The organism is Cupriavidus sp. LA-1 (assembly GCF_055385985.1).
Window position 1 is genome coordinate 1,948,211 of sequence record NZ_AP031388.1, and the last position, 25,256, is coordinate 1,973,466.

The following is a 25,256-nucleotide window of genomic DNA, read 5'->3' on the forward strand; positions in this document are numbered from 1 at the left end:
CCTCCGGCATAAGGTATGCGCTCAACGCAGACGTGACCGCCATGCCGGTATGCGTCGACGGCATCTGATTCACATCGAAGGAAACTGCAGGAATGATCAAGAACAGCCTCCCTGTCCCGACAAGGCGCGCGGACGCGCCTGCCCCGATCGGTTCGAGACGACATTGCACGTGGACGGGCGCGGGCGGCCGCGGGGTGGCGAACCTGGCCCTGGCCCTGTTGATCGCCTGCGCGGGGCAGTCGTACGGACTGGCTTCGCCCGGCCAGGGGCTGGGCGGTTCCGCCGGGCAGGAAGATGCTTGTTCCGGAATCGCTTCGGACGCGGATTCCGCGGTCTGCCGCGGAGCCAGCGACCCCGGCGAGAGCAAGTACAACTTGCTGTACGCAGACGATGCGCCGGCAAGCGCAGGTGCCGATGCCGCATGCCCGTGCCGCAACGACGGAGCCGACGGAGCCTTCGAATGAAACTGCATCGATATCTGCTGACCGGCGTCGGCCTGCTGGCAATGTGCGAGCCGGCGCTTGCATCCGCGCTGAGCGGAAAGGCCCTGGAAAGCGCTGCCAATGCCATTTCATGGGTGGTGCTGATATTTGTGCCGATCGCAGGCATCTACCTGTTCTGGATGCTGCATATCTGGCCGGAAAAGGTGGCTCAGCGCAAGCAGCATCCGCAGAAGGAAGCCATTCATGCGCTGTGCCTGCTGTCGCTCTTCTTCGGGGGACTGTTGTGGCCGATGGCCTGGCTCTGGGCGCACACCAAGCCGGTGTTCTACCGGGCTGCCTATGGCACCGACAAGGCGCCGGCGGACGACGACGCGATACGGCCTGCCAGGGCGGAACCTGGCTCAAGTGCGGATCATGCCGTCTCGACCGGGCCCCGCAACGTCGCGGCCCTGCGGGCGCAGGCGACGGCGATCGGCGCAAAGGAGCCCATCTGAATGGATGCGCTGCTGCTAGGTCTCTACGCGCTGGCCGTCTGGCTGGTCTTCTTCAAGTGCAGATGGCTGCCGTGGAACACCACGTCCATGGTCATCGTGGTCACGATTCCGGTGGTCGCGATGACACTGCTGATCCTGACGCTCAACGTGGTGGCGCCTTCGTCCCATGATGTCCGGGTCGTTGGCAAGGTGCTCCAGGTAGTGCCGCAGCTGCGGGGGCGCATCGTCGAGCTTCCGGCCGAGGGCAACCGGCGCTACAAGAAGGGAGATGTGCTGTTGCGCATCGACCCGACCCCCTATCAGGCCTCGGTCAGCCAGCTGGAGGGCAGGTTGATGGCCGACGACGCCGCGCTTGCAGAGGCCCAGGCCGCGGCTCGCCAGCTCAGCGAATCGGTGCGCGGCGCGGCCGGACGAGTCGGCACCGTCCAGGCCAGGCTGTCGCTGGCGCGCCAGCGGCTCAAGGAACATGAGGCGCTGCTCGCGGCTGGCGCCGGCTCGAAGTTCGACCGGGAAGATGCCCTGGCCCGGCAGCGCGAGCTGGAAGGTGAACTCATCAGCGCGCAAGCCGCCGAGGACGAGGCCAGGCAGAAGCTGTCAGCCAGGAGCCAGGGCGAGTTTGCCGCCATTGCCACCGCGCGCGCCAAGCGCGCGGAGACCGAAGTCATGCTCGAGAACGCCAGGTGGGAACTCGCCCAGACCGTCTATCGGGCGCCGGCTGACGGCAGGGTTGTGAATCTGCAGGTGCGCGTGGGCACCATGCTGGTTCCGTTCCCCTTCTCGCCGGCGTTCAGTTTCGTGGAAGACGAGCAGGAGGTGATCGCCTTCTACAAGCAGAACGAGCTTTACCAGGTCAGGGAAGGAGACCTCGCCGAGTTGTATCTGCCGACGAATCCGGGGGAAATCATCAAGGCGAAAGTGGATTCGATCATCTGGGCGCAGTCGCAAGGCCAGTTTGCGCAGGGCGGAATGATCCCCAACACCGGTGCCGCCGAAGCCGTGCCGAACCGGTTCGCGGTCAAGCTGGACCTGCGCGATGAATCAAAGGGCCTGATGTTCCCGGTCGGGGCTGTCGGCGCGGGCGCCATCTATACCACGCACATGCAGATGTTCCACATCATCCGCATGGTCTTCCTGCGCGTCAGTTCCAAGCTCAACTATCTGGTGTTCAAGCTTCATTGAAGGGAAGTCTGTGTCGTCACATCTCATGAAGACCTTTCCGGCCGTGCTGGCGCTCCAGCTTGCCCTGCTCTCCGGGTGCGCCTTGCAGGCGCCGCCCGGTGGCGCCGAGCTTCAGCGCCAGGCCGTCCCGGCGCTGGAAGGACAGTGTACCTGGGCGAACGAGGCCGTAGCGGGCGATCCCGCGGACGGCTGGCTTGCCACCTTCGATGATCCCGAGCTGCAACGGCTGGTGCGGGAAGCGGTGGCCCACAATGGCGATCTCAGGCTCGCCGCGGTTCGTGTCCAGCAGGCGCAGGCGCTAGTCACCATGCAAGGCAGCGGCCTGTTCCCGAGCGTTGGTGCAAAGGGCCGGGCCGGCAACTCTGAAACCCAGATCCTCTCCATTGGCGCCAGCTGGGAGATTGATCTCTGGGGGCGCATCCGCGCGCAATCGCGGGCGGCGGAATCTCAATACGCCGCAGCCGTGGACGATTGTGCCTGGGCCAGGCGAGTGGTCGCGGCAACCACGGCCAGGGCATGGTTCACGCTGGTTCAGTATGCGGAGCTGGAAGCGCGGCAGCGGCAGGCGGTGGCCATCCAGGAACAACTCGTGCAGATCGCTGACCGGCGGGTTGCCATCGGCGCTGCGCCAGACACCGAGCTGGTGGCAGCGACGAAGTCGCTCCGAACGTATCTGGATGCGCTCAGTAAGTCCGAACTGGCCAGAGGCCAGGCTGCGCAGGCCCTGGAGCTGCTGCTGGGCCGCTACCCTGCCGGAGAGATCGCGGCGGCGCTGGAAATGCCGGCCGTGCCTCCAGCCCCCCCGGCAGGCGTGCCGGCGAACCTGGTCGAGCGCCGCCCGGACCTGACGGCGGCGGCGCACCGCGTTGCCGCGGCCTTCGACCTGAGGCAGTCGGCCGAAGCCGCGCGCCTGCCACGCATTTCGATCAGCGCGGCAATCACCGGCATCCGCAGCGACGTATTCCTGCTCAACCGGGCCGGCAGCCCGGTCAAGGGACTGAATGGCTCATTCTTCGCGCCGATCTTCACGGGGGGAGCGCTCAAGGCCAGGGCCGACTACTACACCGCCGAGCAGAAGGCCGCGCTGATTGCCTATGGCAACAGTGCCCTGCAGGCACTGGCGGAAGTCGAAGCGGGGTTGCAGGCCGAGTCCAGCCTTGCGGAGCGCGGCAGGCAGTTGCAGGAGCGGGTGAACGAAAGCCGGGTATTGGTACAGCGTCAGGAGGCACGTGTCAGGATTGGGGCCTCGGACCAGCGTAGCCTGCTGCAGGAGCGGCAGGCACTCCTGGCTGCGGAGATGGATCTCGTCAGCGTGCAAGGGGATCATCTCAACCAGCGCATTGCGCTGTTGCTGGCGTTAGGCGGTGACTGGGCCGGGAAGGCCGCCTGAGCGCCCGGAGCCTTATCGGAAATACCCGGCGAAGCGGGCGCGGATCTCGTCGATGTTTGCCAGGGTTCCCGACAAATGCGCGCGTACCTCGTCCTGCGCACGCGCCGGGTCCGCCGACGCGATCGCGTCGACGATCGCGTCATGGTCGCGCAGCACGGCCAGCGCCTTGCCGGGAATCGGCAGGTGCAGGCGGCGCAGCCGGTCCAGGTGCCCGCTCTGCCGGCGCACCAGCGCCCACAGGTCCGGCACCCCGGCGGCCTCATAGAGTGCGCGGTGGAAGGCCTGGTCGGTGACGGTGAATTCGTCCAGGTTTTCCAGCTCCAGCATCATGCGCTGCCGCGCCACCGTGGCACGCAGGCGCTCAACCAGTACCGGGTCGGCCTGCAGGGCGAGGGTGCGCACGATCTCCAGTTCGACCGAGCGGCGCAGGAAATGCGCCTGGGTGGCCACGGCGACATCGATCGGGCTGACCACGGTGGCGTGCTGCGGGAAGATGTCGACCAGGCCCTCTTCGCCCAGGCGGATCAGCGCGTCGCGCACCGGGGTCTGGCTGATGCCGTATTGCTCAGCGAGTTCCGGGCGGGACAGCACGGTGCCGGGCGGCAAGGCCATCGAGATGATCTGGTCGCGCAGGTGTTCGAATACCTGCGGCGCGGCGTGGCGCGTACGGTCGAACTGGAACTGGGCCGGTGGCGAGGAAAGTGCTGCGCGCATGAAGGAGAGCTGATCAAGTAACTTGGCCGGCACAAGGACGGATCCCAGGCCGGACGGATTCGAGGATTCTAAGGGAATTCACCCACATTGACGTACTAATATACTAGTGCTTTAATGTTCCTGAACAAAGGCACGCCATCGCGGGCGGGCATGACGACACGGTGGAAGAGACAACATGACGGCACGCAAGAAGACGCCGGACACGCTGCGCAGCGCGCGCTGGTTCGCCCCCGATGACCTGCGCTCGTCCGGACACCGGTCGCGCATCATGCAGATGGGCTACGCGCCCGGCGAGTGGATGGGCAAGCCGCTCATCGCCATCATCAACACGTGGTCGGATATCAATCCCTGCCACGCCCACTTCAGGCAGCGCGTCGACGACGTCAAGCGCGGCATCCTGCAGGCAGGGGGCTTCCCGATCGAATTGCCGGCGATCTCGCTGTCGGAAAGTTCGGTCAAGCCGACCACCATGCTCTATCGCAACTTCCTGGCAATGGAGACCGAAGAGCTGATCCGCTCGCATCCGATCGACGGCGCGGTGCTGATGGGCGGCTGCGACAAGACCACGCCGGGCCTGCTGATGGGCGCGACCAGCGCCGGCGTGCCGGCGATCTTCGTGCCGGCCGGGCCGATGCTGCGCGGCAACTACAAGGGCAAGGTGCTGGGCTCGGGCTCGGACGCGTGGAAGTTCTGGGACGAACGCCGGGCCGGCAATATCAGCGAGACGGAGTGGGTCGGCATCGAAGGCGGCATCGCGCGCAGCCACGGCACCTGCATGACGATGGGAACGGCCAGCACCATGACCGCCATCGCCGAAGCGGTCGGCATGACGCTGCCCGGCGCCTCGTCGATCCCGGCCGCGGATGCCAACCATATCCGCATGTGTTCGGAAGCGGGCCGCCGCATCGTCGACATGGTGTGGGAGGACCTGGCGCCGCAGCGCATCCAGTCGCGCGCTTCGTATGAAAACGCGATCGCGGTGGCCATGGCGATGGGCTGTTCGACCAACGCGATCATCCATGTGATCGCGATGGGGCGCCGCGCCGGCCATGACATCGGGCTGGAAGACTTCGACGCCGCCAGCCGGCGCGTGCCGGTGATCGCCAATATCCGGCCCAGCGGCGACAAATACCTGATGGAAGACTTCTTCTACGCGGGCGGCCTGCCGGCGCTGATGCAGCGCATCAGCGACCGCCTGAACCTGGATGCGCTGACTGTTACCGGCCGCACGCTGGGCGAGACCATCGCCCGGGCCGAGGTCTACAACGACGATGTCATCCGCACCCCGGAGAACGCGCTCTACCAGGAAGGCGCGCTCGCCGTGCTCAAGGGCAATATTGCCCCCGACGGCTGCGTGATCAAGCCCAGCGCCTGCGAGAAACGGTTCTTCAGGCATACCGGTCCCGCGCTGGTCTTCGACGACTATCCGACGATGAAGGAAGCGGTGGAGCGCGACGACCTCGACGTCACCGCCGACCACATCCTGATCCTGCGCAACGCCGGGCCGCAAGGCGGCCCCGGCATGCCCGAGTGGGGCATGCTGCCGATCCCGAAGAAGCTGGTGAAGCAGGGCGTGCGCGACATGCTGCGCATGTCCGATGCACGCATGAGCGGCACCAGCTACGGCGCCTGCATCCTGCACGTGTCGCCGGAATCATATGTCGGCGGGCCGTTCGCGCTAGTGCGCACCGGCGACCTGATCTCGGTCGACATCGAGCAGCGCAGCATCCACCTCGAAGTGTCCGACGAAGAACTGGCGCGCCGCCGCGCGCAATGGACACCGCCGCCGGCGCGCTTCGAGCGCGGCTATGGCTGGATGTTCTCGCAGCATATCCGGCAAGCCAACGACGGCTGCGATTTCGATTTCCTGCAAACCGACTTCGGCGCGCCCGTGGGCGAGCCGAACATCTACTGACGCGCCTGCGCCCCAAGGACCATCATGACCCGACTCAGCCCCGCCGTGCGGGACCAGCTCAAGACCGTCAGCACCGCCACGCTGTGCACCGCGTTGTTCAAGCGCGGCCTGCGCAACCAGTTCATCCAGGACGTGCACCCGCTCAACCCCGAGCACGGCAACATGGTGGGCGAGGCCTTCACGCTGCGCTATATCCCGGCGCGCGAGGACCTCAACCCCATCACGGTATTCCAGGATCCCGCGCATCCGCAGCGCCAGGCCATCGAGCAATGTCCGCCGGGCGCGGTGCTGGTGATCGACAGCCGCAAGGACGCGCGCGCGGCCTCGGCGGGATCGATCCTGGTCACGCGGCTGATGCAGCGCGGCGGCGCGGGCATCGTGACCGACGGCGGCTTGCGCGACTCGCCCGAGATTGCGCGGCTGGCGATGCCTGCCTACCACCAGCGTCCGTCGGCGCCGACCAACCTGACGCTGCACCAGGCGCTGGAATTCAACGTGCCGATCGGCTGTGGCGACGTAGCGGTCTTTCCCGGCGACGTGGTGGTCGGCGACGGCGAGGGCGTGATCGTCATCCCGGCCCACCTGGCCGAAGAGATCGCCGCCGAGGCGGTGGAGATGACCGCGTTCGAGGATTTCGTCACCGGGGAAGTGAACAAGGGCCGCTCCATCATCGGCCTGTATCCCCCCACGAACGAGCAGGCCCGCGAGGATTTCGCGGCCTGGCGCAAGGCAAACGGGCGCTAGTGTCCTGTTCCACACCAAGCCAACGATAACGAACACAGGCCGGCACGACCGGCCATGGCAGGAGACAACATGCATCCACGCATTTCCCCCGCGCGCCGCGGGGCCCGCATCCTTGCCGCGGGCCTGGCGCTGGCCATCGGCGCCGCGTGCGCGCCGGCCCATGCCCAGGACAAGTGGCCGTCGCGCCCGATCACCTGGGTGGTCCCGTTCGCCGCCGGCGGCTCGACCGACATCGTGGCCCGCACCATCGGCCAGGAAGTATCGCGCGCCCTCGGCCAGCCGGTGGTGGTGGAAAACCGCCCCGGCGCGGCCGGTGCCGTGGGCGCCGGCTACGTGGCGCGTGCCAAGGCTGACGGCTACACGCTCTTCGGCGGCACCATCAGCACCCACGCCATCAACGCCAGCCTGTACAAGAACCTGTCATACGACCCGGTCAAGGATTTCGAGCCGGTGACGCTGGTCGGCTACGTGCCCAACGTGCTGATGGTGAATGCGGCGCTGCCGGTCAACAACGTGCAGGAGCTGATCGCCTATGCGAAGCAGCGCAACGGTCTGAGCTTCGCCTCATCCGGCGCGGGCACGTCCACCCACCTGGCCGGCGAGCTGTTCGCCGACCTGATCCACGTGCCGATGACCCACGTGCCCTACAAGGGCAGCCCGCAGGCGGTGCAGGACGTGGCGGCCGGACTGGTGCCGTTCCTGTTCGACCAGCTCACCGCCGGCGAGGCCATGATCAAGGCCGGCAAGCTGCGTGCGCTGGCGGTGACCTCGCCCAGGCGCTCGGCGCTGCTGCCGCAGGTGCCGACCATGGCGGAGGCCGGCGTCAGCGGCTTCGAGATGGTGTCGTGGCAGGCGCTGTACGCGCCGCGCGGCACGCCGAAGGAGGTGGTGCAGCGGCTCAATGCCGAAGTCGTGCGCGCGCTGAAGCAGCCCGCCGTGCAGCAGCGGCTGACGCAGCAGCTCGGCATGGAGGTGGTCGGCAGCACGCCTGCGGAACTGTCGGCGCTGATGGACAAGGAGATCCCGCGCTGGGCCGCGCTGGTGAAGAAGTCCGGCGCGCGCGTCGAGTAAGCGGGGCAGGCCAGGACAGACCATCAGGCAGGAGACACCATGAACGGCACGCTTCAATCCCTCTCGCCGGCAAGCTCCCGGCTGGCCGCCGGCCTTGCCGCGGCCGCGCTTTGTATCGCCCTTACCCCAGGCGGAGCTCGCGCGCAGGCCGCACCGACCTACCCCGGCAAGCCAATCACCATCGTCGTGCCGGCCTCGCCCGGCGGTGCCATCGACCTGGTGGCGCGCCTGGTCGGCCAGAAGCTGACCACGGCCTGGGGCCAGCCGGTGGTGGTGGACAACCGCAGCGGCGCCACCGGCATCGTCGGCACCGACCTGGTGGCCAAGGCCGCGCCGGACGGCTATACGCTGGCGCTGGTTGCCAGCAGCCATGCCATCAACCCGAGCATGGTGCGCAAGCTGCCGTTCGATACGGTGAAGAGCTTCGAGCCCGTCGTGCTCACCCATGTCGTGCCGCTGATGCTGGTGGTCGCGCCGTCGCTGCCGGTGAAGTCGGTCAAGGAGCTGATCGCCTATGGCAAGGCCCATCCGGGCCAGCTTTCGTTCGCGTCGAGCGGGTCGGGCGGGGCGCCGCATTTCTCCGGCGAGCTGTTCAAGAGCATGGCCGGCATCGACATGGTCCATGTGCCCTACAAGGGCAGTACGCTGGCGCATCCTGACCTGACCAGCGGGCGCGTTTCGCTGATGTTCGACACCGTGGCCGCGATCAACCCGCAGGTAAAGGCCGGCAAGGTCAGGGCGCTGGCGGTCACCACCACCAGGCACGCCGCCATCGCGCCGCAGGTGCCCACCATGGCCGAAGCCGGCCTGTCGGGCTACGACACCAGCACATGGGGTGGCGTGCTGGCGCCGGCCGGCACGCCCAAGGCGGTGATCGACAAGCTCAACGCCGGCATCAACCAGGCGCTGGCCGCGCCGGATGTGCGCGAACGCCTGCTGGCGGCAGGTATTGAACCCGCCGGCGGCACCCCCGCGCAGTTCAGCGGCTTTATCCAGGCCGAGATGGTCAAATGGGCCAAGGTGGCCAAGAACGCCGGCATCCAGCCGGAATGACGCGACACGGAGACCGTCAATGTCCAATCGCCAACCCGCCAGCGGCCGCCGCCGCGCCCTGCTGGCCCTCTGCCTTGCCGCCGCACCGCTGCTGGCGCCCGCCGCCCAGGCACAGCCCGGCGCCGGCTGGCCCACGCGGCCGGTCACGATCATCCTGCCGTTTACGCCTGGCGGCGGCACCGACATTGCCACGCGCCTGGTCGCGCAGCGCCTGTCGCAGCTGTGGGGGCAGTCCGTGCTGGTGGACAACCGCCCGGGCGCGGCCGGCAACGTCGGCCTGGAACTGGCGGCGCGCGCCAGGCCCGATGGCTACACGCTGGTGGCGGGCAATGTCGGCACGCAGTCGATCAATCCGACGCTCTACGCCAAGCTGAGCTATGACCCGAACCGCCTGGTGCCGGTGACCGAGATGGCCGAGCTGCCGTTCGTGCTGGTGGTCACGCCCGGGCTTGCCGCGAAGAACCCGAAGGAACTGGTGGCACTGGCCAAGGCGCAGCCCGGCAAGCTGACCTTTGCCAGTTCGGGCACTGGCGGCTCGCCGCACCTGTCCGGCGAGATCTTCAAGGCCGCGACCGGCACCGACATGCTGCACGTGCCCTACAAGGGCGGCGGCGCGGCCATGACCGACCTGATGGCCGGCAATGTCGACATGCTGTTTGCCTCGGTGCTGGAGACGGCCAGCCACGTCAAGGCGGGCAAGCTGCGCGCGCTGGCGGTGACCGGCAAGGTGCGCTCGCCGGCTTTGCCCGCTGTGCCCACGCTGGCGCAGGCCGGCATCAGCGGTGCCGACTCCGGCTCGTGGGTCGGCCTGCTTGCGCCGGCCGGCACGCCGCAGGAGATCGTCGACAAGATCGCCGCGGGCGTCAGACAGGTGGTGGCCATGCCCGAGGTACGCCAGCAACTGGTGGAGCAGGGCGCGATCCCGGTTGGCAGCACCCCGCAGCAGTTCAGCGAACTGATCGCCACCGATCGCAAGCGCTACGCCAAGGTCATCACCGATAACAAACTGCGGGCTGACTGACACCGCCCGCGCTCTTCTGCAAGGATGCATCCGCATGAAACCTCGCCTGCTGCAGCACGGCCGCCTGCCTGAAGCCACCGAAGCGCGTCTTGCCGAGCACTATGACGTCCACCCGTTCTGGACCGAGACCGACCCCGCCGGCTTCCTGGCCCGCCATGGCAGCGAGTTTGTCGCCCTGACCACCCGCGCCGCCATTGGCGCCGACGCCGCGCTGCTGGATGCCTTGCCGGCGCTGCGCGTGATCTCCAGCTTCGGCGTGGGCCTGGACAAGCTCGACCTCGATACCGCCCGCCGCCGCGGCATCGCCGTGGGCTACACCCCGGACGTGCTCAACGACTGCGTCGCCGATACCGCCTTTGCGCTGCTGCTGGATGTGTCGCGCCGGATCAGCGCGGCCGACCGCTTCGTGCGGCGCGGGGATTGGCCCCGGGGACCGTTCCCGCTGGCCACGCGGGTCAGCGGCAAGCGGCTCGGCATCATCGGCATGGGCCGCATCGGACGCGTGATTGCGCACCGCTCGGCGGGCTTCGACATGGAAGTCCGCTACCACAGCCGCAACCGCGCCGACGACGCGCCCTATGCGTATGAGCCCTCGCTGGAAGCGCTGGCGCGCTGGGCCGACTACCTCGTGATCGCGACGGCGGGCGGGCCGTCGACCCGCCACATGGTGTCAGCGGCGATCCTCGACGCGTTGGGGCCGGAAGGGTTCCTGATCAATATCGCACGCGGCACGGTGGTCGACGAAGCCGCGCTCGTCCAGGCCCTGGTGCAGCGGCGCATCGCCGGGGCCGGGTTGGATGTCTTTGAAGACGAGCCGAACGTGCCCGAAGCCCTGTTCGGGCTGGACAACGTCGTGCTGCTGCCGCATATCGCCAGCGCAACGCATGAGACGCGGCAGGCGATGGCGGAACTGGTGTTCGAGAACCTGCAGGCGTTCTTTGAGACGGGGGCTGTGCGGAAGTCGGCGCTCTGAGACGGGGGGCGGGCCGCCGAAGCAGCCGGTGCGACAGCCGGCCGTCATACGAAAGATTTCACATCGCCGCCGGAAATTTTCACTACGGATTGTGCGGAGGGCTGCAATACAGTCATGGGGGGCTGACCATGGGATGCTGCGCACCATGAGCCGCCATCACGCCTTTTTGTCGATGCTCAGTCGTACGTGATTTGCCGTGAGCCTTACCGCCTCTTCCCCGTAGTGCATCCATAAGATGGGAGACCAACATGCAATACAGAATGACCTGGCTATTCCTGGCGGCGATTGCCGTGTCCGTTCCGGCACTGGCGCAACAGACCTCCCCACCGAAGAACGCCCAGGAGGCCAAAGCCGCGTTTGCCGCGAAGTTCAAGCAGGCTGATACAGATGGCGACGGCAAGCTGACCCGTCAGGAGGCGGAGGCTGGCATGCCCGAAGTCGCCAAGAACTTCGACAAGATCGATGCCAGGAAGAAGGGCTACGTGACCCAGAGACAGATCGGCGCCTACTTCGCTGCCAAGGCGAAACAAAAGCGCACGGCGAATGATCCCGGATCGCTGAACTAGCGCGAACGGCGGTAGCAGGGCCGGCAAGCGACGGCTTGCCGGCCCTGTCGTCATTGCGCCTGGGTTTGCTCTGCAATCTCAAGTGTGTTGTCTACCTCAATGCCACGGTAGCGCACCGTGCTATCGAGCCTGGTATGCCGACATAGCGCGTACTGTCGGTTCGATAGGTCCCCCGCAGCTTCCTATTTCCGCGAAAGCCCTCCCGAAGCCAATCCTGACCAGGCGTTGCAATGGCGCCATGCGCAGGCATGGCACGGGCTGCGATATTTCGATGTTCCCGAGCGTTCCCGTCTATGTCGGCGATTCGCTTCGCGGGGGAAGTTCTCGCGCCAGCAGCAAGGACGATGTTCACTGTGGGCGAGTGCCTGTGCCGCAACATTTGCGATAATGCAGCGGATTGTCTAATCATGTATAGGTACGCGATCCGGTAAATGCATCGCGATTTTCATTGCACGGAGTTGGAGAACCCTCAGAATGCCGCGCCAAACGCCTGAGCTGACCATGGACAGCAGTGCCGAGGACGCGCCGATGCCGCTCTATTTGCGCCTGAAGCAGATCATTACCCGGCAGATCGATACGGGCGCGTGGCCCGCGCATCATCGGGTGCCATCCGAAAACGAACTGGTCGAACAGTTCGGGGCCAGCCGGATGACGATCAATCGCGCGCTGCGTGAACTCACGGCCGAAGGCCGGCTCGTGCGCATGCAGGGCGTCGGTACGTTCGTAGCGGAACCGAAGATGCAGTCATCGCTGCTCGAGGTCAACAATATTGCGGACGAAATCGCGGAGCGCGGGCATCGCCATCGTTCCGAGGTGATATTGCTGCGAGAAGAGTCCGCCGGCCCTGAGCGCGCGGTGGCGATGGATTTGCGCGAAGGCGAGAAGATCTTCCATTCCATCATCGTCCACTTTCAGGACAACGTACCGGTGCAGATCGAGGACCGTTACGTCAATCCCGGACTGGCCCCCGAATACCTGAAGCAGGATTTCAGCACCGACACGCCGAATGCCTACCTGCAAAGCCTCGCACCGCTGACCGCGGGCGAGCATGTGGTCGAGGCCGTCGTTGCCACCGCCGATGAGGCGAAACTCCTGCAGGTCCCGCGCACCGAACCGTGCCTGCTGATTCGGCGCCGCACGTGGTCGGGCAAGCGCGTCGTGACGTTTGCCCGCCTGCTTCACCCGGGTTCGCGTCACCGCCTCGAAGGGCGGTTCGGCCCGGACGCCTGACGCTTCCATCCCCACTGCCTTGCCGCGCACTGGCTGTGCGGCAAGGCCCACTTCCACTCCCTCCGCGTCACGCCTAACCGTCCGGAAATCGGGTAAACCCCAGTATAAATCTACTTGTATATACAATACTGTACAACCCCATCGGATGGCGCCGCGGCGTCATCGTTGTCGTGAACAAACCGTGGATAGGAACAACCGTGAGCACCCCCAATCGATACCGTGACGTAGAGATTCGTGCGCGGCGCGGCAACCAGCTACAGGCAAAGAGCTGGCTGACCGAAGCGCCACTGCGCATGCTGATGAACAATCTCGACCCCGACGTGGCGGAGAACCCCAAGGAACTGGTGGTCTATGGCGGTATCGGCCGCGCCGCGCGCAATTGGGAGTGCTACGACAAGATTGTCGAGACGCTGGAGACGCTCGGCGACGACGAGACCTTGCTGGTGCAATCGGGCAAGCCGGTGGGTGTGTTCAAGACGCACGCGGACGCGCCGCGCGTTCTGATCGCGAACTCGAACCTGGTCCCGCACTGGGCCAGCTGGGAGCACTTCAACGAGCTGGATGCAAAGGGCCTGGCGATGTACGGCCAGATGACGGCCGGCTCCTGGATCTATATCGGCAGCCAGGGGATCGTCCAGGGTACCTATGAGACCTTTGTCGAGGCTGGCCGCCAGCACTATGACGGCAAGCTGGCCGGTCGCTGGGTGCTGACCGCGGGCCTGGGCGGCATGGGCGGTGCCCAGCCGCTGGCCGCAACCCTGGCCGGCGCCTGCTCGCTGAACATCGAATGCCAGCAAAGCCGTATCGACTTCCGCCTGCGCACCCGCTATGTCGACGAACAGGCCAGGGACCTGGATGACGCCCTGGCCCGCATCGAGACCTACACGAAGCAGGGCAAGGCCGTCTCCATCGCGCTGTGCGGCAACGCCGCCGAAATCCTGCCGGAACTCGTGCGCCGGGGCGTGCGCCCGGACATGGTGACCGACCAGACCAGTGCCCATGATCCGCTCAATGGCTACCTTCCGCTCGGCTGGACCTGGGAGCAATACCGCGAACGCGCGCAGACGCAGCCGGCCGAGGTGGTGAAGGCCGCCAAGCAGTCGATGGCCAGGCACGTGGAGGCAATGCTGGCTTTCCAGAAGATGGGCGTGCCCACTTTCGACTACGGCAACAACATCCGCCAGATGGCCAAGGAGGAGGGCGTGGCGAACGCCTTCGACTTCCCGGGCTTCGTGCCGGCCTACATCCGCCCGCTGTTCTGCCGCGGCATCGGTCCGTTCCGCTGGGCCGCGCTGTCCGGCGACCCGCAGGACATCTACAAGACCGACGCCAAGGTCAAGGAACTGATCCCGGATGACGAGCACCTGCACCGCTGGCTCGACATGGCGCGCGAGCGCATCAGCTTCCAGGGCCTGCCGGCGCGGATCTGCTGGGTGGGCCTGGGCCTGCGCGCCAGGCTGGGCCTGGCCTTCAACGAGATGGTGCGCAGCGGCGAGCTGTCGGCACCGGTCGTGATCGGCCGCGACCACCTGGATTCGGGCTCGGTGTCGAGCCCCAACCGCGAGACCGAGGCCATGCAGGACGGCTCGGATGCAGTGTCGGACTGGCCGCTGCTCAATGCGCTGCTGAACACCGCCAGCGGCGCCACCTGGGTGTCGCTGCACCATGGCGGCGGCGTGGGCATGGGCTTCTCGCAGCATTCGGGCGTGGTGATCGTTTGCGATGGCACCGACGCAGCGGCTGCCCGCATCGCCCGCGTCCTGAACAATGACCCGGCGACCGGCGTGATGCGCCACGCCGATGCGGGCTATGAGATTGCCATCGATTGCGCTCGCGAAAACGGTCTGAACCTGCCGATGCTCGGCACCTCCAAGTAAATTCGAATCTGAACATGTCGTATCAAGGTAACCAGTCAGCCATCGCCCTGCACCTGCAACCCGGTGAGCTCACGCTCGCGCAATTGCGCGCCGTCCATCAGCATCCCGTCAGGATCACGCTCGACGAGCGCGCCTTCGCGGCCATCGACCGCAGCGTGGCGTGCGTCGAGAGCATCATCGCCGAGGGCCGCACGGCCTACGGCATCAACACCGGCTTCGGCCTGCTGGCACAGACGCGCATTGCGCGCGAGGACCTGGAGAGCCTGCAGCGCTCGCTGGTGCTCTCGCATGCGGCCGGCGTTGGCGCGCCGATCGATGACGCCCTGGTGCGCCTGATCATGGTGCTCAAGATCAACAGCCTGGCGCGGGGCCTGTCCGGCATCCGTCGCAAGGTCATCAACGCGTTGATCGCACTCGTGAACGCCGAGGTGTACCCGCAGATTCCGCTGAAGGGATCGGTCGGTGCCTCGGGCGACCTGGCGCCGCTGGCCCACATGTCGTTGCTGCTGCTGGGCGAAGGCCAGGCACGCCATCGCGGCGAATGGCTATCCGCACATGAAGCGCTGGCCGTGGCCGGTCTGCAGCCGCTCACGCTCGCGGCCAAGGAAGGCCTGGCGCTGCTCAATGGCACGCAGGTGTCCACCGCCTACGCTCTCCAGGGCCTGTTCCAGGCGGAAGACCTGTATGCGGCAGCGAGTGTCTGCGGGGCGCTGACCGTCGAGGCGACGCTCGGCTCGCGTGCGCCGTTCGATCCGCGCGTTCACGCGGCGCGCGGCCAGCGTGGTCAGATCGACGCTGCGGCGGTCTATCGTCACCTGCTGGGGCCGGACAGCCAGATCGGTCAGTCGCATGCGAACTGCGAAAAGGTGCAGGACCCCTATTCGCTGCGCTGCCAGCCGCAGGTCATGGGTGCCTGCCTGACGCAGATCCGCAATGCGGCGGACGTCCTTGCCGTCGAGGCGAACTCGGTTTCCGACAACCCGCTGGTGTTTGCGGAGGAAGGCGACATCATCTCGGGCGGCAATTTCCACGCGGAACCGGTGGCAATGGCCGCGGACAACCTCGCGCTGGCACTGGCCGAGATCGGTTCGCTGAGCGAGCGGCGTGTCTCGCTGATGATGGACCAGCACATGTCGCAGTTGCCGCCGTTCCTCGTCGCCAACGGCGGTGTCAACTCCGGCTTCATGATCGCGCAGGTCACGGCCGCCGCGCTGGCGTCGGACAACAAGGCGCTCGCGCATCCGGCCAGCGTCGACAGCCTGCCGACCTCCGCGAACCAGGAAGACCACGTGTCCATGGCGCCCAACGCTGGCAAGCGTCTCTGGGAGATGGCCAGCAACGTGAAGGGCATCGTCGCGATCGAATGGCTGGCGGCCTGCCAGGGCCTCGACTTCCGCGAGGGCGGGAAGACCACCGAAGCGCTCGAGCACGCGCGCGGGCTGCTGCGTCAGTCGGTGCCGTTCTACGACAAGGATCGCTTCTTTGCACCGGACATCGAAAGCGCCAGCGCACTGATCGCGGACCGTCACCTCACGGCGCTGCTGCCTGCGGGCATCCTGCCGAGCGCGTAACGAGCGCTCGCGCTGGCGCAAAGCGGGCGAAGATCCGCGCGCCATCGGCCATCGGTCCCCATCTCGACATCCTTCTGGAGACAGCTTGAAAAACCTGCAACGCAATCTGGGCGCGCGGCATATCCGCTTCCTCGCGCTCGGCTCGGCCATTGGCACGGGCCTGTTCTACGGCTCGGCATCTGCCATCCAGCTGGCTGGCCCGGCCGTCATCCTGGCCTATATCCTGGGCGGCGCGGCGGTCTACATGGTCATGCGCGCGCTCGGCGAAATGGCGGTTCGCGAGCCGGTATCCGGCTCTTTCGGACGGTACGCAAGCGAGTACCTCGGGCCGCTCGCGGGCTTTCTCACCGGCTGGACCTACATTCTCGAAATGATCATCGTCTGCCTGGCGGACGTGACCGCATTCGGTATCTACATGGGCTTCTGGTTTCCCGAGGTTCCGCAGTGGATATGGGTGCTCGGCATTGTCATGCTGATTTGCGGCTTGAACCTGTGCAACGTGAAGGTATTCGGGGAGTTGGAGTTCTGGCTCGCGCTGGTGAAGATTCTCGCCATCGGCGCGATGATCGTCGGCGGCACCCTGATCCTGTTCCTCGGCGTCAAGATGAACGGCGAACACTCTCCCGGGCTGACCAACCTGTGGGCACATGGCGGATTCCTGCCGCACGGTGTCGGAGGGCTGGTCGCGTCACTGGCCGTGGTGATGTTTGCGTATGGCGGCATCGAGATCATCGGCATCACCGGCGGTGAAGCCAAGAATCCCGAAACGGTGATTCCGCGGGCGATCAACGCCGTGCCGGCACGCATTCTGCTGTTCTACGTGCTGACGATGGCCGTGCTGATGGCAATCTTCCCGTGGACCGGCATCGGCGGCCAGGGCAGCCCGTTCGTCCAGATCTTCTCCGGGCTCGGTATCAAGTCGGCGGCGGCAGTGCTCAACTTGATCGTCATCTCCGCGGCCATCTCGGCGATCAACAGCAATATCTTCGGCGCCGGCCGCATGATGTACGGCATGGCGGAGCAGGGCCAGGCGCCGCGCCTCTTCGCCACCACCTCGCGTCACGGCGTGCCCTGGGTGACGGTGCTGGCGATGGCTGCCGCATTGCTCGGCGGCGTGGTGCTGAACTACCTGATTCCCGAGCAGGTGTTCGTGATCATCGCATCGATCGCGACCTTCGCGACCGTGTGGGTCTGGCTCATGATCCTGCTGTCGCAGGTCGCCATGCGGCGTCGCCTGTCGGCCGAGGAAGTCCGTGCCCTCAAGTTCAAGGTGCCGCTGTGGCCGGTCGGGCCGGCACTCGCCATCGCCTTCATGTTGTTCGTGATCGGCGTGCTTGGTTATGTCGAGGACACGCGCGTGGCGTTGTATGTCGGCGCGGGTTGGGTCGTGCTGTTGTCGATTGCATGGCACCTTCGGGCAAAACCCAGGACAGACGGGCTTCTCGCCGGGGAAACGCGGGCATCGTGAAGCGGGTTCGCTGCGCATGACTGTGCTTACATAAGCTGCGGCTACGGAAGCAATCTGGCAGGGGCGCGGCGACACTGGCGAGCGCGGGGACACGCGGTGGCTTTTCGTCACACATGCTTGTTCCCGCGTCGCGTCGGTTATTCCGTAGCCGGCATCATGTCCCCAGATCTTGGTTTGCAAGTCATCCTTGTCGGCGTATCGGATAATCAGATCCCCAATCCTGAATGGGGCGCGATTAAGGTGGCTGGGGGTAGCTGGGCGTAGCACCCCTTTGATCCCCGACATCTCCACAGTGTCGCCCGTCTAATCGGCCAGCAGTTCCTCGGCCGCACGCGGCCATTCTCGGACGCTGGAAGTGCCGGGGTGGCGTTGTCAATCCCGGCCGAACTCCAACTACCGGCTCGTATCCTGGCTACGGCTGCATTCAGGCGATTCTCGGTAACGCCACGCGGCTCAATGTTTGCAGCAGTTGCGACTTGCCCCGCCCTCTGCCCTGTACGGTATATGGAGGGCAAGACCCCGGTTCCGACAGACTTTGTTTTCACCCGACAGACTTGGTTTCTTCTGATCAGCCTTGCCGCAGGCAAGGCCCCCCCATCTTGTCCTATAATTCTTGACTACACAACGATTGACCGAGCAATAAAATGACATCCGAGCCACATAGCGCTCCGCCCGCCGGCCAGGTCCTGCCCTTTCGCGAATCCCTGAAGGCCATGCTGGGCATTGCCTTCGTGGTGATGCTGGTGGCGCTGGACCAGACCGTGGTCGGCACGGCGTTGCCGACCGTGGTGGCGGAGTTGCAGGGTTTCGAATACTACGCGTGGGTCGCCACGGCCTATCTGCTGGCGTCGGTGATTACGGTGCCGGTATTCGGGCGGCTGGGGGACTACTACGGGCGCAAGCCGTTCGTGCTGGCGTCGATCGTGGTGTTCTCGGTGGCTTCGGCGCTGTGCGGCATGGCGCCGAGCATGCCGATCCTGGTGCTGGCGCGCGCGCTGCAAGGCGTTGGCGGCGGCATGCTGGTCGGTACGGCCTTCGCCTGCATTGCCGACCTCTTTCCGGATTCACACGTGCGGCTGCGCTGGCAGGTGATGCTGAGCGCGTCGTTCGGCATCGCCAACGCGGTGGGGCCGTCGCTGGGAGGCCTGCTGACAGAGTGGTACGGCTGGCGCGCGGTGTTCTATGTCAACCTGCCGGTCGGCGTGCTGGGCCTGTGGTTCGCCTGGCGCTACCTGCCGCATCTGCGCCAGCAGGCCCACAGCGGACCGATCCGCGTGGACTGGCTCGGCGCCTTGCTGATCGGCGCGGGGCTGGGCGGCTTGCAGATGAGCGTGGAACTGTTGCCGGAGCGCGGCTTCGATGCCTATACCGCCGGGTTGCTGGCGTTGGCGTTGGCGGCGCTGGTGGCACTGTGGCACTGGGAGCGGCGCTGTGCCAACCCGATCCTGCCGGTGGAGATGTTCCGCAACCCGGGGCTGGCACCGTTGTTCCGGCTCTCGGTGTTCGCGGGCTTCACCATGTTCGCGCTGTTGCTGTACGCGCCGCTGCTGTTCCAGGGCGGCTTCGGCTATTCGCCGAAGGACGCGGGCGTGCTGATCACGCCGCTGGTGGTCTGCATCACCGTGGGCAGCATTCTCAATGGCCGCGTCATTACCCGTATCCGCCACCCGAACTCCATGCTTTACGCCGGCTTCGGCATGTTGGCGCTGTCCTGCCTGGGGCTGTCGCAGGCGACCCGGAGCATGCCGCACGGCGTGTTGATGGCGATCATGCTGGTGGGCGGCCTTGGCCTCGGCTTCATCATGCCGAACCTGACGGTGTTCGCGCAGCAGACCGCGGGGCGCGAGCACCTGGGCATCGCCACGGCGATGCTGCAGTCGCTGCGCATGGTCGGCGGCATGGTCGGCACGGCGGTCGTGGGCACGCTGGTGACACGCAGCTACACCGGCGGCGTGGAACATGCGCTGTCCGCGGCCAATGCCGGCCAATGGGCGGCGCGCATGGCGGACCCGCAGGTGCTGATCGACAAGGCTGCGCAAGTCGCGCTGCTGGGCCAGCTTGATCAGGCCGGGCACAATGGCGCACTGTTGCTGGAGCAGGCACGCGTGTCGCTGGTCAGCTCCATCCATCTCGGCCTGGTGGTGGCCGCGGCAGCTGCCGCGCTGGGCTTCTGGTGCGCCCGCCAGGTGCCGTCGATCAAGCTGACGCGGGCGCCGGCGCCCGCGATGGCCGCGGACTGACCTGCCGGCCTGCAACCCATACTGAGGAGAACGGATGGAACTGGAGCGACAAAGCGTGGCCGTATTGCAGCAGTTCGGCCGGACCTACCGCGCCTATGCGGCGGCGTTCGAACAGCGCATGGGACTGCCCTTGCCACGCTGGCGCATCCTGCACGCCCTGCATCACCAGGAGGGCGCCATCGCCCAGAAGGCGCTGGCCGACCATGTCGGCATGGATCCCGGCGCGCTGACGCGCCAGCTCAAGACCATGCAGGAGCTGGGCTGGGTGGAGCGCAGCACTTCCGAGCGCGACAATCGCGTGACCCACGTCACGCTGTCGCGGACCGGCCAGGAGGTGGTGGCGCGCGCCATGCCGCTGCGCTCGTCGTTTCTCGAGGACGTGCTGTCCGAGGTGTCGCCGTCGACCATGCGGGAGCTGTCACGCGGCCTGGCACGGCTGGAGGCCGGTATCGCGCACGCGCAGGCCCGCGCGGCGCAGGAGGCCGACGTTGCCTGAGGCGGTGATTGCAATCAGCCGCCCAGCAGCATGCCGTTGAGCGCGGCAAACTCGAACAGCTCGCGGTCGTTGGTGACGCCGAGCTTCTGCATTGCGCAGTTCTTTTGCCGGCTGATGGTCTTGACGCTGCGGCATAGCTGGATCGCGATCTCGCTGACGGACCGTCCGGTCAGGTAAAGCCGCAAGACTTCCATTTCGCGCCGCGACAGGCGCTCGGCGCTGGCCTGACCTGGCGCGATCGGGCTGCCCGGGTCGGCCTGCGACAGCACCTCCATCGCCGATTTGCCGATGTAGTGGAAGCCGCGCTGGATGCGGCAGACCATGGTGACCAGTTCGGACAGCGGCGCATCCTTCAGTACCAGGCCGTGCACTTGGGTGTCGAGGATGGAGCGCAGCACCAGCGGATTGGTGATCATCGTCAGCACGATCACGGCGAGCGACGGATGGCGGCGCCGCAGGCTGGAGAGCAGGCGCAGCCCGTCGCTGTTGCCTTCACCGTGCGCCGGCATGTGGTAGTCGGTGATCACGACATCGGGGCGCAGGCTGTCGATGCCGTTGAGCAAGGCTGTGGCGCTGGTGACGCTGCCACAGACTTCCCAGCCGGTCTGTGTGTGCAAGCGGTCCGCGACGGCCGCCGAGACCAGGGGGTGGTCATCGGCAAGCAGGATCCTCAATGCCATCTGGTTGCTCCTCGATTCGTGTTCGTGGCAGCGCCGGCATCAGGAGAACGTCAAGAAAACGCCGCACGTCAGCAAGACGTGCGGCGCAAAAACGACGCCAGACAATACGACGCCAGACAACTGCATGCATGGCCGCCGGTCCGGGCCAAACGGGAGACGGCCGGATTGCGGCAATGCCATCGCAGGATATCGGCTGCGCTGTCGGACGAAACTAGGAAGATTCGCAAAGCGCCACCGTGGCGGAGGCCAGCGCGCGCGAGTGTAGCGCGGTCTTGCCGCTCGAAAATATGTCTCAAAATTGTGATAAGCGACGCGGGCCTGCGTCGACAGGCCTGTGCGAGAGACCTGTGAAGAGAGCGCTGGCGCCATCCGGCTGCCGGCGCTCTCGCGCCATCCAGGTCCGTCTGCGTCAGGCAGCAGCGGGCTGAGCCGGTGCCGCGGATCGCTCGTTGCGGCGGCCGTCGATGGCCTTGAGCGGATCGCGCAGCACGGCGCTGCCGACCTCCATGATTTCGCGCAGTACGCCCTGGTCGCGGCTGCGCTCCGGGGACCAGAAATGCAAGGCGGCCCATTCCGGGAAGCTGCTCGATGGTGCCAGCAGGCGGGTCTTGCGCTCGCGCGTGGCCAGCGGCACGTTGAAATCCAGCACCGGGCAAATGCCGCCGGCAGAGTGCAGCAGCGTGATCTGCGTATGCCATGACGGCACCACGGTCTCGCGATGGCCGGGCGTGCTGGCCAGACGGCTCAGGAAGGCTCGCAGCGGGCTGCCGGCTTCGTTGTCTTCCTGCAGCAGGATCCAGTCGCTCTCGCCTTCATCATGGCTGCCCGCGCGCGCGGCGCTCACCAGCCGGCGCGGCGTGGCCATGATGTTTTGCTGGCGCACGTGCTCGGGATCATGTCCGCTGTCGACGACAAAGGCGCAGTCGAGGTCGCCGGTGCCGAGATGGCTGGCAAGCGCCGCGTCGGCGATGACGGGCCGCGTGACAAAGCTGTCCTGCGGAAACTGCTCGCACAGCGCAGTCAGGATCCCGGTGATGACCGGATCGCCGATCGACGAGGAAAAGCCGATGGAGACGCGCCTGCCGCCGTCGCGCCGCTTGCTCGGGCCCGGCTCGCCGGGGCGCACCAGCTGGTGCCACTTGGCCAGGATCTGGCGCGCCGTCTGCTCGAGGCGCAGCGCGTGCGGCGTGGGTTCGAGCATGCCATTGCGCTTGACGAAGAGCTGGTCGCCGGTGATCTCGCGCAAGCGCGCGAGGCTGTAGGCCACCGTGGGCACGCGTCCCTTGGTGCAGGCTGCGACGGCACTCAGGTCGCGGTACTCCATGATGAGGACAAAGACATGCAACAACTTCGTGCTGACGTGACGCATTCCGACTTCTCCCGATTCATGACTCTGTTTCTTTTTTATTGTTTGTCCGATACGTACAGCAGCGCGTCAGAAGAGGCACGCAGGGGGCGCGATGACGCATTGGAGTGCCCCGGTTCTGAACTGGGACTTGGCTGGTGCGGGCTGCCGGGACACGCTTCTGCCGGAGCCGCGAGGGCCGCCTTGCGAAGGCGTGCGAAATTTAGTAATGCCGAGGCATCCTAATACAAGCTAAAGAAAAGTCATAGAAGCTTGAATTGATGACAGATTTCCAATTTATTTTTTTTTCAGATCTGTATTGATTCCCGTACACGGCTTGAAATCGCGGTATCCAGGTAAGTCCTGACGTCCCCGGCATGTGTTGGTGAGCGCCCGGCATCCCCCACCTGGGTGAAATGCGACGGCAATCAGTCCAGGCAGAGTCCAAATTGGCATAGCAAAATTTGGCAAGTCGTGCCCGGTGCCGCCGCAATGCACGCCGAGATAATTTTCTTAACTCGCGCACCGAAGACACTGAATTGCCTTTTGCGGCGGCCCTGGGCTAACGTACGCCCAGAGTCGGCGCGGGTGCGGCGCGGCTGTGCGCCGCTTGTGGCCTGCCGCTTTGTGGCCTGCCGTTGGCAAGCGGAGAGATTCGTGAACAGACGGTATTCGGAAGAACAGATCCGCGGCTACCTGGCCGAAGCGGCCAGCGGCGTGCCGGTGCGCGAGCTGTGCGCGCGCTATGGCTTCAGCGATGCATCGTTCTACGGATGGCGCGTCCGCTATGGCCAGCCCAGCCACGGCGATGCGCGTGACGGGCGCAAGCTGCGCGAGTTGCAGGAAGAGAATGCCAGGCTGAAGAGTATGCTTGCGGACGCGCTGCTCAAGCTTGAGTTGATGCGCAACCGTACCGGCCGCCGCAATGGCAGTGGCAAGGATCGCTAGCGGCGGACGGTTCCTGCAACACGCCGCGGCGCCGGTTGGATGCGCGCGGACGGCTCTGGAGTATTGGATTGACGAAATTTCTGATCAAGGCGGGCATGCTGGGGTGCGCCGCCATGGTGGCGGCCCCGTTGTGGGCAGCCGGCAATGCGGCCGCGGCCTCGGCAGCGGCCGGCACACCGATGGTGGCCCCGCCGCCGCCGCGGATGCTGGACGAGGCCACGGGTGTCGTGGAAGGACCTGACGGCACGCTGTCCGCGTCGCAGCGGCAGCACTGCCAGTCGTTGCTGGACCAGATCAACGCACTGCCCGGCGATGCGCAGTGGTCCACCGGCAAATCGTCGGTCACCACCGCTGACGGGCGCTCCTACCCGACGCTGGAGCGCCAGGCGGATCGCAAGCGCCTGGAGGAAGCGTATCGCCAGCAGTGCGCGCAGGAGCGCCGCTGAGGATCGCGCCCCGGGGCAGCAGTGCCGACCCTTGCGTACTTGTGGAGCGTCAACATGCATCGTTTCAAACATCTCGTCGCATGGTGCCTGACACTGATGCTGATGGCGCCCCTGGGGCCAGCGCTGGCGCAATCCAGGCTGAGCAATGCGCAGCTTGACCAACTTACCGCGCCGGTCGCGCTGTATCCGGATGCGCTGCTGTCGCAGGTGCTGATGGCGGCCACCTATCCGGCTGACGTCGCCGCGGCGGCGCAGTGGTCCAGGGCCAATCCCGGCCTGTCTGGCGATGCCGCGACCAAGGCGGTGGCCGGCCAGTCCTGGGATCCCAGCGTGCAGTCGCTGGCGGCATTTCCTTCAGTGCTCGACATGATGGGACGCCAGCCGCAGTGGGTGCAGTCGATCGGCGACGCCTTCCTGGCCCAGCCAAACGACGTCATGGATTCGGTGCAGCGCTTGCGCGTGCAGGCGCACAACGCGGGCACGCTGAAGACGACCGGGCAGCAGAAGGTTGTCACGCAGAGCGTCGGCGGCACCACCGTCGTGCAGATCGAGCCGGCCAACCCGCAGGTGGTGTACGTGCCGACCTACAACCCGACCGTGGTCTACGGTACCTGGGCGTACCCGGCCTATCCGCCGGCCTATTACCCGCCGCCGCCGGGCTCGGCGTTTGCCACCGCGGTGGTAACGGGCATCGGCTTCGGCCTGGGCGTGGCGGCGGTCGATGCGATGTGGGGCGGGTTCAACTGGCACGACCACGACGTCAACATCAATGTGAACCGCTACAACAACATCAATGTCAACCAGCGCCTGGACGTCAACCGCGCCAACGTGAACTGGCAGCACAATCCTGCCCACCGCGGCAACGTGCCCTACAACAATGCGGCGGTGCGCGGGCGCTACGACCAGCAGCGCCAGGCCGGTCTGGCCAGCCGCCAGGCGGGTGCACAGCCGGGGCTGCGCGTGGGTGGCGCCGGCGGAGTGCAGCGTCAGCCTTCCCAGCGGGACCAGGCGCGCGAGCGCGCGGCCCAGTCGTTCGAAGGCCGCACCGGGCAAGCCATACCGGGCCATGCGGGCGGGGCGGCGGAGCGCTCGCGGCCGGGTGCTGCCGGCGGTGGTGTGCAGACCCCGCGGCCGGCCGGCGCTGACCGCCAGCGCGCGGACCAGGCCGCGGCACGCGACCGTGCCCACAACGCCAACCGCGACAGCGCGCTGCGCGATGCCGGCAACGGCGAGCGCGTGCGCCAGCAGACCCGGCGCGCAGGGTTGTCGCAGCGGGAAGCGCCGCAAGCGCACCCGGCCGGGTTCAGCCAGGGTGGCGGGCTGGGTGGTGGTGGTGGTGGTGGTGGCCGGCTTGGCGGCGGTGAACATTTCGGCCATGGTCGGAGGTAAATC

The 25,256-nt window shown here is 66.4% G+C and carries 23 protein-coding genes; 20 read left to right on the forward strand and 3 right to left on the reverse strand.

The genetic code is table 11. The features are described from left to right. Nucleotides 1-92: 92 nt before the first annotated feature. The 4 genes from ACZ5MJ_RS27965 to ACZ5MJ_RS27980 are packed head-to-tail and all read left to right on the forward strand — an operon-like array spanning nucleotide 93 to nucleotide 3,506. Nucleotides 93-464: a hypothetical protein gene (locus ACZ5MJ_RS27965; RefSeq protein ID WP_464224187.1), complete on the forward strand. Its 372-nt coding sequence runs from the start codon at nucleotides 93-95 to the stop codon at nucleotides 462-464. Continuing rightward, nucleotides 461-937 carry a DUF3302 domain-containing protein gene (locus ACZ5MJ_RS27970; protein ID WP_464224189.1) on the forward strand — a complete coding sequence of 159 codons (477 nt, stop codon included), beginning with the start codon at nucleotides 461-463 and terminating at the stop codon, nucleotides 935-937. Before ACZ5MJ_RS27965 ends, ACZ5MJ_RS27970 begins: the two co-directional genes overlap by 4 nt. Continuing rightward, on the forward strand, nucleotides 938-2,116 hold the full coding sequence (locus tag ACZ5MJ_RS27975) for an HlyD family secretion protein (RefSeq protein WP_464224190.1): 1,179 nt from the start codon (nucleotides 938-940) through the stop codon (nucleotides 2,114-2,116). A 25-nt stretch (nucleotides 2,117-2,141) separates the two neighbouring features. After that, complete coding sequence (locus ACZ5MJ_RS27980) at nucleotides 2,142-3,506, forward strand: efflux transporter outer membrane subunit (RefSeq protein WP_464224192.1); 1,365 nt, start codon at nucleotides 2,142-2,144, stop codon at nucleotides 3,504-3,506. A 12-nt stretch (nucleotides 3,507-3,518) separates the two neighbouring features. On the opposite strand, the gene ACZ5MJ_RS27985 is transcribed toward ACZ5MJ_RS27980, so the two are convergent. Next, on the reverse strand, nucleotides 3,519-4,220 hold the full coding sequence (locus ACZ5MJ_RS27985; RefSeq protein ID WP_464224193.1) for a GntR family transcriptional regulator: 702 nt from the start codon (nucleotides 4,218-4,220) through the stop codon (nucleotides 3,519-3,521). A gap of 175 nt (nucleotides 4,221-4,395) precedes the next feature. Here ACZ5MJ_RS27985 and araD point away from each other — a divergent pair, with 175 nt between their 5' ends. The 13 genes from araD to ACZ5MJ_RS28050 all read left to right on the forward strand — a co-directional run bounded on the left by araD (nucleotide 4,396) and on the right by ACZ5MJ_RS28050 (nucleotide 20,445). Continuing rightward, nucleotides 4,396-6,135, forward strand: a complete 1,740-nt coding sequence (gene araD, locus ACZ5MJ_RS27990) for an L-arabinonate dehydratase (protein ID WP_464224194.1) — start codon at nucleotides 4,396-4,398, stop codon at nucleotides 6,133-6,135. Nucleotides 6,136-6,159: 24 nt separating this feature from the next. Further along, a complete protein-coding gene (locus ACZ5MJ_RS27995) occupies nucleotides 6,160-6,879 on the forward strand; it encodes a ribonuclease activity regulator RraA (RefSeq protein WP_464224195.1) in 720 nt (239 codons plus the stop codon). 69 nt (nucleotides 6,880-6,948) lie between these two features. Beyond that, entirely contained in the window at nucleotides 6,949-7,950 is a 1,002-nt protein-coding gene (locus ACZ5MJ_RS28000) for a Bug family tripartite tricarboxylate transporter substrate binding protein (protein ID WP_464224196.1), read from the forward strand. A 39-nt stretch (nucleotides 7,951-7,989) separates the two neighbouring features. After that, nucleotides 7,990-9,003 carry a tripartite tricarboxylate transporter substrate binding protein gene (locus ACZ5MJ_RS28005; protein WP_464224198.1) on the forward strand — a complete coding sequence of 338 codons (1,014 nt, stop codon included), beginning with the start codon at nucleotides 7,990-7,992 and terminating at the stop codon, nucleotides 9,001-9,003. A 19-nt stretch (nucleotides 9,004-9,022) separates the two neighbouring features. Then, nucleotides 9,023-10,024, forward strand: coding sequence for a tripartite tricarboxylate transporter substrate binding protein (locus tag ACZ5MJ_RS28010; protein WP_464224199.1), 1,002 nt, complete (start codon nucleotides 9,023-9,025; stop codon nucleotides 10,022-10,024). A 34-nt stretch (nucleotides 10,025-10,058) separates the two neighbouring features. Further along, a complete protein-coding gene (locus ACZ5MJ_RS28015) occupies nucleotides 10,059-10,997 on the forward strand; it encodes a 2-hydroxyacid dehydrogenase (RefSeq protein ID WP_464224200.1) in 939 nt (312 codons plus the stop codon). Nucleotides 10,998-11,245: 248 nt separating this feature from the next. Beyond that, nucleotides 11,246-11,563 carry a calcium-binding protein gene (locus ACZ5MJ_RS28020; RefSeq protein WP_464224201.1) on the forward strand — a complete coding sequence of 106 codons (318 nt, stop codon included), beginning with the start codon at nucleotides 11,246-11,248 and terminating at the stop codon, nucleotides 11,561-11,563. Between the two features lie 474 nt (nucleotides 11,564-12,037). After that, entirely contained in the window at nucleotides 12,038-12,793 is a 756-nt protein-coding gene (gene hutC, locus ACZ5MJ_RS28025; RefSeq protein WP_464224202.1) for a histidine utilization repressor, read from the forward strand. Nucleotides 12,794-12,990: 197 nt separating this feature from the next. After that, complete coding sequence (gene hutU, locus ACZ5MJ_RS28030; RefSeq protein ID WP_464224204.1) at nucleotides 12,991-14,670, forward strand: urocanate hydratase; 1,680 nt, start codon at nucleotides 12,991-12,993, stop codon at nucleotides 14,668-14,670. Between the two features lie 14 nt (nucleotides 14,671-14,684). Beyond that, nucleotides 14,685-16,241: a histidine ammonia-lyase gene (hutH, locus tag ACZ5MJ_RS28035; protein WP_464224205.1), complete on the forward strand. Its 1,557-nt coding sequence runs from the start codon at nucleotides 14,685-14,687 to the stop codon at nucleotides 16,239-16,241. Nucleotides 16,242-16,326: 85 nt separating this feature from the next. Continuing rightward, nucleotides 16,327-17,709, forward strand: a complete 1,383-nt coding sequence (locus tag ACZ5MJ_RS28040; RefSeq protein WP_464224206.1) for an amino acid permease — start codon at nucleotides 16,327-16,329, stop codon at nucleotides 17,707-17,709. 644 nt (nucleotides 17,710-18,353) lie between these two features. After that, complete coding sequence (locus tag ACZ5MJ_RS28045) at nucleotides 18,354-19,949, forward strand: MFS transporter (RefSeq protein ID WP_464224207.1); 1,596 nt, start codon at nucleotides 18,354-18,356, stop codon at nucleotides 19,947-19,949. Between the two features lie 34 nt (nucleotides 19,950-19,983). After that, nucleotides 19,984-20,445, forward strand: coding sequence for a MarR family winged helix-turn-helix transcriptional regulator (locus ACZ5MJ_RS28050; RefSeq protein ID WP_464224208.1), 462 nt, complete (start codon nucleotides 19,984-19,986; stop codon nucleotides 20,443-20,445). 14 nt (nucleotides 20,446-20,459) lie between these two features. Here the strand turns inward: ACZ5MJ_RS28050 and ACZ5MJ_RS28055 are convergent, their stop codons facing one another. Together ACZ5MJ_RS28055 and ACZ5MJ_RS28060 are read right to left on the reverse strand one after the other, a co-directional pair. Further along, entirely contained in the window at nucleotides 20,460-21,125 is a 666-nt protein-coding gene (locus ACZ5MJ_RS28055) for a response regulator (RefSeq protein WP_464224209.1), read from the reverse strand. Between the two features lie 409 nt (nucleotides 21,126-21,534). Next, nucleotides 21,535-22,494, reverse strand: a complete 960-nt coding sequence (locus ACZ5MJ_RS28060; RefSeq protein ID WP_464224210.1) for a LysR substrate-binding domain-containing protein — start codon at nucleotides 22,492-22,494, stop codon at nucleotides 21,535-21,537. 633 nt (nucleotides 22,495-23,127) lie between these two features. Here ACZ5MJ_RS28060 and ACZ5MJ_RS28065 point away from each other — a divergent pair. The 3 genes from ACZ5MJ_RS28065 (at nucleotide 23,128) to ACZ5MJ_RS28075 (ending at nucleotide 25,253) form a co-directional block, all read left to right on the forward strand. After that, a complete protein-coding gene (locus ACZ5MJ_RS28065; RefSeq protein ID WP_464224211.1) occupies nucleotides 23,128-23,418 on the forward strand; it encodes a transposase in 291 nt (96 codons plus the stop codon). 68 nt (nucleotides 23,419-23,486) lie between these two features. Continuing rightward, nucleotides 23,487-23,864: a hypothetical protein gene (locus ACZ5MJ_RS28070; protein WP_464224212.1), complete on the forward strand. Its 378-nt coding sequence runs from the start codon at nucleotides 23,487-23,489 to the stop codon at nucleotides 23,862-23,864. Nucleotides 23,865-23,918: 54 nt separating this feature from the next. Then, complete coding sequence (locus ACZ5MJ_RS28075) at nucleotides 23,919-25,253, forward strand: DUF3300 domain-containing protein (RefSeq protein WP_464224213.1); 1,335 nt, start codon at nucleotides 23,919-23,921, stop codon at nucleotides 25,251-25,253. The last annotated feature ends 3 nt before the right edge of the window (nucleotides 25,254-25,256 follow it).